General features: G+C 59.9%; 6 protein-coding genes. 5 read left to right on the top strand and 1 reads right to left on the bottom strand.

The annotated features are described in order from the left end of the window. Positions 1-184 precede the first annotated feature (184 nt). The 5 genes from LN996_RS14665 (at position 185) to LN996_RS14645 (ending at position 7,028) form a co-directional block, all read left to right on the top strand. Positions 185-3,139, top strand: a complete 2,955-nt coding sequence (locus tag LN996_RS14665) for an FAD-binding and (Fe-S)-binding domain-containing protein (RefSeq protein ID WP_231341099.1) — start codon at positions 185-187, stop codon at positions 3,137-3,139. 701 nt (positions 3,140-3,840) lie between these two features. Continuing rightward, positions 3,841-4,422 carry a carboxyltransferase domain-containing protein gene (locus LN996_RS14660; protein WP_231341101.1) on the top strand — a complete coding sequence of 194 codons (582 nt, stop codon included), beginning with the start codon at positions 3,841-3,843 and terminating at the stop codon, positions 4,420-4,422. Next, on the top strand, positions 4,371-5,129 hold the full coding sequence (locus LN996_RS14655) for a TetR/AcrR family transcriptional regulator (RefSeq protein ID WP_308102729.1): 759 nt from the start codon (positions 4,371-4,373) through the stop codon (positions 5,127-5,129). Before LN996_RS14660 ends, LN996_RS14655 begins: the two co-directional genes overlap by 52 nt. 127 nt (positions 5,130-5,256) lie before the next feature. Continuing rightward, positions 5,257-6,720 (top strand): APC family permease, encoded by a 1,464-nt coding sequence (locus tag LN996_RS14650; RefSeq protein ID WP_231341097.1) that lies wholly within the window; start codon positions 5,257-5,259, stop codon positions 6,718-6,720. 86 nt (positions 6,721-6,806) lie between these two features. Beyond that, complete coding sequence (locus LN996_RS14645) at positions 6,807-7,028, top strand: hypothetical protein (protein ID WP_054808180.1); 222 nt, start codon at positions 6,807-6,809, stop codon at positions 7,026-7,028. Positions 7,029-7,188: 160 nt separating this feature from the next. Here the strand turns inward: LN996_RS14645 and LN996_RS14640 are convergent, their stop codons facing one another. Beyond that, on the bottom strand, positions 7,189-8,220 hold the full coding sequence (locus tag LN996_RS14640; protein ID WP_231341096.1) for a DUF4192 domain-containing protein: 1,032 nt from the start codon (positions 8,218-8,220) through the stop codon (positions 7,189-7,191). Between the last annotated feature and the right edge of the window lie 51 nt (positions 8,221-8,271).

The following is an 8,271-nucleotide window of genomic DNA, read 5'->3' as shown; positions in this document are numbered from 1 at the left end:
ATGCGGGCCCGGTACGCGTCCACCCCCCCCGCCCCGGGCCACCCCCCCGCCCCCCCCCCCCCCCCCCCGTCCCCCCCCCCCCCCGCCCCGCGCCCCCGGGGGGTTAGCCCCCGCCCCCCCCGTTCTGTTTTGGCACAATCCAGGGCATACCGCGGCTGCTTACACTTCTTCCCGAAACCTACGAATGGAGAACGCAACCATGCCCCATGGTGACAACGGCGACACGGCTCTGAGGCAGTTGCTCGCCCGGTTGGAGCATCACGGCGTCGAGGTGGACGACTCTTCGCGAAGGCTGTCTGAGTACTCCTACGATGCATCGAATTATCGGGTAAGACCCGCCGCCGTGGCTTTCCCCAAAAGTGTCGATGACGTACGAACAGTCGTGCGCCTATGTTCGGCATTGGCAGTGCCGATGACGACGCGCGGCGGGGGTACCTCGATGGCAGGGAACGCCATCGGCGACGGTTTGGTGATGGATCTCTCCCGCCGCATGAATGCGGTAGGGGCTCTCGACGCCGAAGATAGAACAGTCTGGGCCGACGCTGGGGTTGTCCTCGGTGAGCTGCGCGCCCACGTTGAAAAGGCCACGACGGGGACGCTGACATTCGCACCGGATCCTTCCTCCCTGACCCGGGCCACCATCGGTGGTTCCATCGGCAATGACGCCTGCGGAAATCACTCCGTGGCCTATGGGCGCATGACGCATCATGTGCGGGAGGTGGATCTTGTCACTGCTGACGGCGCTTACCTGAGGGCCGGGCGTGGTTTTCTCCGCGCTGTTGACGAATCAGACACCCATTCCGTTGCTCGTGCGCTGGAGCTTACCGAGGGCCTGGAGGCTTTGGCCGCAAAGAACATGGCCAGGCTACGCGTTGAACTTCAGACCATTCCCAGGCAGGTTTCCGGGTACCACGTGGGCCATCTGCTGCCGGAACACGGATTCGATGTGGCCGCCGCATTGGCAGGCAGCGAAGGTACGTGCGCTGTCATCGTGCGGGCAAAGGTGGGCCTCGTGCCGAAGCCCGTCACCACCGCACTGCTCTGCCTGGGATATCGCGACACCATTGATTCTGCCCGTGACGTGATGACCATTTTGTCCGCCAAGCCGAGCGCCATCGAGGGGCTGGATGTTTCGATCGTGGACATCATGAGGCACCGGCGAGGAGCGGCCAGCGTTGAGTCGTTGCCTGGGGGGAGTGCCTTCCTCATGGTGGAGTTTTCGGCCGACACTTTGCAGCTGGCCGACACTTCCTGTCAGGAACTGGCCGACAAGCTCGGCGCGAACGGGCGCATTGTTGATTTCAGGATCGTCACTGACCCTGTTGAGCGAGGAAAGCTGTGGCGGGTACGTGAAGACGGCGCCGGACTCTCGTCGCTGCGGATCGACGGAGTTCAAACGTGGCCGGGCTGGGAAGATTCTGCTGTGGCCCCTGAACGGCTTGCCGACTACTTGGCGGACCTTCTTCCACTGGTGAAAAGGTACGGCTACACCGCCCTCATGTACGGCCACTTTGGAGCGGGGTGTGTGCACATGCGGTTGGACTACGACCTCCGCAGCGACTCCGGACGTAAGGTCTTCAGTGACTTCACCCATGACGCGGCTGACCTGGTGGTGACCCATGGTGGCTCGCTGTCCGGCGAGCATGGTGACGGCAGGGCACGCAGCGAATTGCTGGAAGTCATGTATTCCCGGGAGATGATCGGCATCTTCAGGTCCTTCAAACACCTCTGGGATCCGGCACAAATCCTCAACCCCGGGATCATCGTTCATCCAGTTCCCTTCGCTGCCTCGCTGGCCTTGGAAGGTGTCGTCAAGCCTGGACCCACTCACGGTGGGCTGACCGCAGACCCGGGTGCCGCCGTCGTGCTTTCCTCTGGAAATCGCGAACTGCTGAAGGTCTCCAGTCCATTTGTGGGTAACTCCCACGCCTGTATCGGAGTGGGCAGGTGCCGTTCCACCAGCGGCGGGTTTATGTGCCCCAGTTATCGGGCCACGAAGGATGAAAAGGATTCGACCCGTGGCCGTGCGCGGGTGCTGCAGGAACTGACCCGGGCAAACGGCAGCAGCAAGGATGGCTGGTCAAGCTCGGAAGTCCGGGAGGCCCTGGACCTTTGCCTCTCTTGCAAAGCCTGCTCCACGGATTGCCCCACAGGTGTAGACATTGCCGAGGCAAAATCAGAACTGGTCGATGAGTACTATCGTGGGCGGATCCGGCCGTTCACGCATTACTCCATTGGGTGGCTGCCGCGGTGGCTTCCGTTGCTGACGCGGGTGGCGCCACTGGCCAACCTGGGAGCATCATTCCGGCCGTTCAGGCTTGCGGGGGAGTGGCTGGGCATCAGTGCCCGACGACGACTCCCGGCTTTTGCGGCGAACGGCAGGATCCGGAAGCGGCTCCGGGAAGCAAAATTTGCGGACAATGCCGACATCCTGGTGTTCATCGACAGCTTTACCCGCGCCTTTAGGCCCGAGGTGGTTCCGGCTGCTGCCCGCGTGCTCCGTGACACAGGCAAATCCGTAGGCTGCACGCCGGACGCCTGCTGCGGTCTGACGTGGATCTCCACCGGGCAGCGCGAAGGGGCCCGACGGCGGTTGGCACAGTTGATCAGCAAGCTCGACGACGGCACGGACCGGGACATTGTTGTCCTTGAACCCAGTTGCGCTGCCACCATCCGGGACGAAGGTCCGAAACTGGTTGGAGGGGACGCTGCTGCGAGGGTCGCGGACAGAGTCCGATCCTTCGCCGTCGCCGTGGACGAGGCCGTTACGCGAGGATGGAAACCGAAGGCCCTGCCGCCCGAATCGGCAGTATTGCAAACGCACTGCCACGAGCATGCCGTGTTCGGTTCGGGCGCCCAGAAACGGGTCCTGGAAGCCTGGGGAGTCTCCAACCTGGTGGAATCGTCCTCGTGCTGTGGCGTGGCCGGCAACTTCGGTTTCGAGGCAGAGCACTTTGACATGTCGATGAAAGTTGCGGAGCACTCGATCATTCCATCAATTGGTCAGGCTGATGATGGTGCACTCGTACTTACGGACGGTTTCAGTTGTGCCATGCAGGTCTCGCAGGTGGACCCTGAATACACCAGCAAGCATCTGGCCGTGGCGCTGGATCCGTATAGCGCCCGATGGGCGGACTGAATGGAGTACTTTGGGGTCTTCCTGGTTCTAGTGGCTGCCGGGTTGCGTTTGGTTGGCGACCACTTAGCCAAGCCTGGCCCGCAGCCCCGGGCTACAGCAACAATGCGAGGTGTCCACAGCGTCCCGCCTCGTGCAGCGGCGCTTCTGATTGCTGCGTCCGGGATCTTCATCTTTGTTGTCAGTATCAGTTCGCGTTGAGTCCGTGAATCTTATTGTGCGGTGTCTCAAACTGACACGGATGGAAAGGTCCGCAGGAACCCAAACTGGAATTGACCAAAAGGCACAACTAATTCTTAAGGGTTGATCCCGATGATGAACAGGAAGCTCGCACAAGGACGCCACGTTGAGTGGCTGCGAACCTCACCTCACTCCAGTGAGACGGATTCCGGAGAGCGCAGCGACCATGCACTAAAGCGGTCTGGCAGAACTGTTCATCGACTCCTTCAGGAAATGTCGGAGGGCCGCGATACGAGTGATGCGTGGCCGTGGCCGATTCGGGGCATGTAGACCCTCCAAGCTGCGGTCCGTAGCGCTTGTTCCTGGCACTGTGTTCAAGCGCTCCGGCCCGCTTTCTTTCCTTTCGCAGGAGAACTGAGGGCGTGGTGAGTCTCCAAGATTTGGCTTTCATTGCCTGTGAACCTGGAAAGCTGCTGGTGGAGATACTGGCGCCGGCTGTTCCTGGTCCATACGTAGAAGCATTCATGGAGGCCGTCCAGTCTCTTGAATCAGTCGCAATCAATGGTTTTAAGAAGATGAAAGATGGCGTCCTTCTCGACTACGACGAGCGTTCCATAGGTGCGAAGGACCTCGAGGCTTTCCTAGCGGCTGCCTATTCAACGGTCACCTATGACCATGGCCAGCATCGTCCATCAACGCACATCTTGCCGATCACGTTTGGCGGTCCGGCGGGACCGGATCTGCCTGTGGCAGGCGTCCTTTTAGGTACGTCGGAAAGCACCCTGATCAGGCGGATCTGCCGAAGTAGACACACTGTGAGAATGTTCTCGGAGCCCGGGGCATCTGCGCTCCTCGAATTGCAGTGGTCGGACAGTGGCCTCCAAACACTTCAGGCGAGCAGATCCAAACGGGCTGTGCCTCCAGGGTCGCTGACCCTATCTGGTGCGGGCCTGACCATTGCCAGCCGCGCAGCCTATTCAGACGAACTTATCATCGGGCGGGTGACCGAGAGATCGGTCGGAACTGCCGCGCTCCTGCGAATGGGCGATCATATATGGCTGAGAAAACGGTTGGGTTCTCCCTCTGGGCTAACGAGTGTTCGTTAGCTACGCTGGAGTCATCACTGTCGATCAACGGGGTGGGTGATGTGAGCGAGTCGCCGCGACTGCAAGCTAACGCCGCTGTCAGAAAATTCCTGTCAGGGCGTGATTGGTCAATGCAGACTCCGACCCGGCGCCGAATCGTGGCAGGCTTCCTGCAACTCGCTGCGACCCGCGGTTTTGAGTCAGTCAGCCTGCGCACCTTAGCCAGGGAGGTCGGTATGCAAGCACCCAGCATCTACTCGAGCTTTCCGGGGGGAAAAGACGAGATCGTGGCTGAGTCGCTCCGGTGGTTTACACATACCTTCGCTTATGACCTTCTGGCCGGAGCCGAGAGGGCGACGTCTGCCGAGGAGTACTGGGCTGCGCTTGTCCAAGGCCACCTGGCTCAGCAACTGCAAAGACCCGAACCGAATATATGGGACCTCCTGATCGCTGCGGATAAGGTGGCACGCTTTCTAAAGGACGAGGTCCGCGCAGAGGCCGACCTTTGGACCAGTCTCCACCAAGACATGTACATTGCCGCAGCCGATGAGATGGGGCTCAAGCTCTCGGCCTCTACCGTCCAACAGATACTCACCTTGCTTGACGGTGTTGGTCGATGGGCCGATCGGAGCGGCGGGGACCAGGAACTTTCTCTGCTGACTGACCGGGCCGTGGCACTGACCCTTTCCATCACAGAGATCAACGCCGAAATCCGAAGTGCCGTCTAGTGGCAATAGTGCGGCCTACTCGGTCGCGCTGGGGCATCCATTGGAAGGTGTCCCAAGGTGGCACAAGGGCGCGACGCCAAGCATCGATACTGTGATTCGGAACTCATAACCAAGTGACGAGGCCTACATGCAACACAAGACAATTGACGCTCCTCAGGCGACGCGCCATGCCCAAGAAACCCGACTCAGCGGCAATATGGGGGTGGGGGAACTTGTGATGAACGTGCTGGCATTCTCGTCACCTCTGGCCACCGTGGCGGGAACTCTCCCCGTTCTCCTGATGTTCAGCGGCCAGACCGCCCCAGCTATCTATGTCCTTATAACTCTGATGTTGCTGATGTTCTCTGTGGGCTTTGTGAAGATGAGCCGGAGCGTCAAGGGACCTGGCGGCTTCTACTCCTTCGTTACGGCCGGCTTGGGAAAGCCTGCTGGTCTTGGAGGCGCCTTTCTTGCGCTGTTTGGCTACATCTTCATCGGATTCTTTGCACCTTCGTTCTTCGGTGTGACCCTTAACGGTTTCGTCATGAATTCCCTGAATGGCCCGGATGTCCCTTGGTATTGGTACGCGCTAGGTATTATCGCTGTGACCACACTCCTTGCGTATAACCGCATCGATCTCTCGGCGAAGGTGCTCACTGTCGTCATGCTCTTGGAAGTGGCCGTGGTGGTGGTGTTTGACATCGTGTCCTTCTCAGCCAACGGGATGGAGGCAGTTCAGGGAGCGGTCTTTGCCCTTCCCTCCCTGGGGGATGCAACTCTGGGCCTGGCGCTGCTGTTCGCCGTCGGGAACTTCTTCGGATTTGAAGCCACGGTCATTTATCGGGATGAGGTCAAGAACCCTGACCGGACCATACCCAGGGCGACCTACATCGCAGTTGTCGGCATTGGGCTCTTCTATGCCCTTGCGGCGTGGGCGTTCATTGCTTTCCTGGGCCCTGACAACGTACAGGCCGCGGCGGAGTCCAATACTGTGAACCTCTTCAACGACGCCGTTGCAGCTCTGGTTGGGAAGATCTTTGCGGATATTGCTGTGGTGCTGCTCATTACGTCGGTACTCGCGTGTATGTTGTCGATCCAGAACATCGCGGCGCGGTACAGCTTTGCATTGGCGCGAGATCACGCGTTGCCAACGGTTCTTGGGCGGGTGCATCCCAAGCACAAGTCGCCATTTGTTTCAGCCTTGGCCGTTGGAGTCATCTGGGGTGCCGCTACGGTCGTCTTCACAGTTCTGGGAGTTTCGCCTGATGTCCTTTATCCAATTGCCAGCGGTAGCGGTACTTTTGCAGTGCTGCTCCTAATGTTCATCACGAGTTTTGCTGTGCTCGTTTACTTCCTGCGGCGCCGCAGCTTTGCACCTGAATCTATTTGGAAGAGCATCATAGCTCCACTGGTCAGTGTCATTTTCCTCGGCGTCATTACGTACCTGGCTATCACCAACTACCCTGAACTGATCGGCGGTTCAGCCCTGCTCACTGTGATCTTCATGAGCTTTACCTTCGCCCTGTTCTTCGGCGGCATCTTTTACGCGCTCTTCCTCCGATCCAAGCGTCCCAACGTTTATGCGAGGCTGGGCCGGCAGAATGTCGACTGATCCGCATCGGGACCTTTCCGCCTTCTTCTCTTTCCCCAAGCGAATCGCCACGGTCGCTCGCTGCTGCCAATGTTAGGAGAATCCCAATGAACAGCTACTACCCGCTCGCTCTTCTGCTCGCGCGACAGGAAGCGGCGCAAAGCGCTCTGGAAACGGCAAACAGCGCTCTTCCACACGCCCCTGTCGTCCCTGTCCACGAAGGATCGTCACATCCTTGGTTGGATGCCCTGCGCGGGCGCGTTGCAACGATTCTCCATCGCGTTGCGTGGGCACTTGAGCCAGAGGATCACATCGGCATCGATCACTAGCCAGGCTTTTCGCGCCAGTAGCGGGTGGACTGATTGCGCTTCCGCGCTCCGATCCATGAACTCAATCTCCCGGACGGTGCCAGGGCTTGGACACGGCACCGTGTAGAGGCCCAGCCCTAGCCCGATACCCCAACAGGGCATCATCGGTCGGCTGTTCCCTTCAGGGCATGTCGAGCCGGGTTTTGTAGGCGGTGTTTTTGTTGGTGTTCCAGCCGGCGATGATGCCGGCTCCGAGCATCTGATCGGTGAGACGTGCGAAGCGGTAGCCGGGGTCGGTGTCGAGGGCGAGTTGCATGTATTGGTGTGCTTTGGATCCTCGGCCTTCCCACCAGTTGATGTAGCCGATGGTGGTGAGGATGGGTGCTGCATGTTGTGGGCTGGTTCTGGTGTAGACGTGCAGGAGGAGTTGTTGTGCCCATTCGAGGCGTGACCACTTCGGTGCTGTCTCCGTTTGGGCGAAAAGGATGTGTTGGGGTGATTCGTCGATGCCGGGAATGTCGGCCATGAGCCTGTCGCGGATGTGCGGGAACTGGAAGTTCGCGACGAGCGTGGTGCAGTCATCGTCGGTGGGGAAATCGTTGCTGTCGAGCATGGTCGTCCAGAGCTGGCTGGCTTGTAGCGCCGCTTGATGGGGTGCCTGGGCTCGGATGGTGTTCATGCGGTTTTCGACGGCGATGGCGTGGTCTGCTTCGTGGGTCGGCGTCGGGAGGACGATCCGGTTGGTGGGTTCTACGGTGCTGCCGCGGTAAATGAACTCGGCGTTGACGCGGCTGTATTCAGTGCGGCTGATGGGGAAGCTGATGTCTTGGCCGGGCTCGCTGTCGTAGGGGGAGTAGGTGTCGTCGCTGACGAAGATCCCGTCGCGGATTGTGATGCCGTTCTCGGCGAGGACTGCCGTGAGCGCGGCGATGGTGGCCGCGTGTGGTTTGGGTTGACCTGGTTCGCAAGTGGCTGAGGTGTAGAGGGCGAAGACTATGCTTGTCGCGCTGGTGTCGCTCGTGAGGTAGCTGCTGACGGTTCGGGCGTAGGGGAGTTCTGTTCCTGGTTGGCGGGGGAGGTCGATGCGGAGGGTGGCGCCGACCTTGCCTTTGTCCAGGGTGATGCAGACGAGGCTCTCGTTGGGCCAGAACCCTAGGGTGTGCCCGATGAAGCTGAGCAGGTCTGCTGGGTCTTTGATGGTGAGCGCATTCATTGTCCTTTTCCTTTGCCTATTTCTTGCTGGTTCCGTGGGCCATTGGTCACG

Origin of the sequence: Arthrobacter sp. AK01 (assembly GCF_021109375.1) — a bacterium.
Lineage (GTDB): Bacteria > Actinomycetota > Actinomycetes > Actinomycetales > Micrococcaceae > Arthrobacter.
Note: the sequence above shows the minus strand (reverse complement) of the source record. Positions and strands in the feature narration are given on the sequence as shown.

Excerpts from the sequence above, each read along its gene's own strand:
- LN996_RS14665 (WP_231341099.1), top strand. The coding sequence starts at position 185 with ATGGAGAACGCAACCATGCCCCATGGTGACAACGGCGACACGGCTCTG.
- LN996_RS14660 (WP_231341101.1), top strand. The coding sequence starts at position 3,841 with ATGGAGGCCGTCCAGTCTCTTGAATCAGTCGCAATCAATGGTTTTAAG.
- LN996_RS14655 (WP_308102729.1), top strand. The coding sequence starts at position 4,371 with ATGGCTGAGAAAACGGTTGGGTTCTCCCTCTGGGCTAACGAGTGTTCG.
- LN996_RS14650 (WP_231341097.1), top strand. The coding sequence starts at position 5,257 with ATGCAACACAAGACAATTGACGCTCCTCAGGCGACGCGCCATGCCCAA.
- LN996_RS14645 (WP_054808180.1), top strand. The coding sequence starts at position 6,807 with ATGAACAGCTACTACCCGCTCGCTCTTCTGCTCGCGCGACAGGAAGCG.
- LN996_RS14640 (WP_231341096.1), bottom strand. The coding sequence starts at position 8,220 with ATGAATGCGCTCACCATCAAAGACCCAGCAGACCTGCTCAGCTTCATC.